The organism is Mesorhizobium caraganae (assembly GCF_016836705.1).
Classification (GTDB): domain Bacteria; phylum Pseudomonadota; class Alphaproteobacteria; order Rhizobiales; family Rhizobiaceae; genus Mesorhizobium; species Mesorhizobium caraganae.
In genome coordinates this window covers 1-1,095 of the sequence record NZ_JAFCGY010000097.1, presented here as the reverse complement: position 1 = coordinate 1,095, position 1,095 = coordinate 1, and the positions used below count along the sequence as shown (strand labels likewise).

Here is a 1,095-nt window from a genome sequence, read left to right as displayed (position 1 = left end):
TGGCAGCACCACCCGCCAATAGCTGGTCGAGAAGCTCGTTCGGTATCGCAGGCTCTTTGCGTCGGGACATAGTGGGATTCCTTTTTACCCATTATGCCCGCCCGTACACGGAAATCCTGACAGTCCCCTTGCGCGAGATGATCGGCTTTGCCGCCGAGCGGCTGATGGAGCTGGCCGGCGTGGGGGCAGTGGGAGGCTTGCCGCCCGGCTTCTTGCCCGACCGCTCTTCTTAGGCCTTTCGGGCCGCTAGTTCCGCCTCATGCTCGGCCTGGTCGCGGGCATGGCGCTCTTTGGCGCGCGCCTCGATCTTTGCACGCGCCAAGGCAAGCCTGCGCAACCTCTCCTCGCGCAGCCCAAGTTCCGCAGCCTCGGCCTTGGCCATCAGGTCGCACACCTCGGCCCGTAGTTGCACCTCGATCTTGCCCGCGTGCTCATAGGAAAGCGCGCTGTGACGGCTCGCATCGGCGTGGATCTTCGTCCCGTCCAGCCCGATCGTACCCAGCTTCAGAACGCCCATCTCGCGCGCCAGAGCCAGCACCTGCACAAACAGGCTCTCGATCTCCTTCAAAAACCGGCGCCGGAAGGCGGCGATCGTATCGTGATCGGGATGATCGTTCGCCGCGATAAACCGGAAGGCAACCGAATCATAGCTCGCCTGCTCCAGCTTCCGGGCTCGAAAAAAACCCGTCGCATTGCCGTAAACCAGAAGACCGAGCAAAACCTTAGGTGGTACGACGCGAACCAGAGCCGCGATAGCTGCCGCTCATCGAACGAAGGTCCAGACCCTCGATAACAAATCGGGCAAGATGTTACTCGGGAAGCCACTCATCAACCGATGGTGGAAGCAGGAAACCGGTCGAACGATCTACCGTCCGAAAGTTGTTCATCGCAGGATCGGCATAACGCTGGAGAATCAATGTCTCGATTCTAGCCGATATTCGGGGGATGCGCTAAGTCCGACAGGCTGCTAGAGGGCCACGTAGCCGCGTTGGTCATGCACTCGAGGGTGCAAGCGGACCCGAGCCCGCTCGCCGGGCCGGCTATGCGGACAGCGTCCTCCCCAGCGTCAGCATCTGTGGGAGAGTGATCGGGCTG

At 61.6% G+C, this 1,095-nt stretch carries 1 protein-coding gene and 1 pseudogene; one reads left to right on the top strand and one right to left on the bottom strand.

The window, feature by feature from the left end; all coding sequences use genetic code 11:
• Positions 1 to 233: hypothetical protein (locus JQK88_RS35860; protein WP_210388453.1), on the top strand; the 233-nt coding region annotated here is incomplete at its 5' end.
• Here JQK88_RS35860 and JQK88_RS35440 read toward each other — a convergent pair.
• Positions 233 to 887: pseudogene (locus tag JQK88_RS35440) on the bottom strand (transposase); the annotation flags it as partial. The gene JQK88_RS35860 and the pseudogene JQK88_RS35440 sit on opposite strands and share 1 nt — an antisense overlap.
• Between the last annotated feature and the right edge of the window lie 208 nt (positions 888 to 1,095).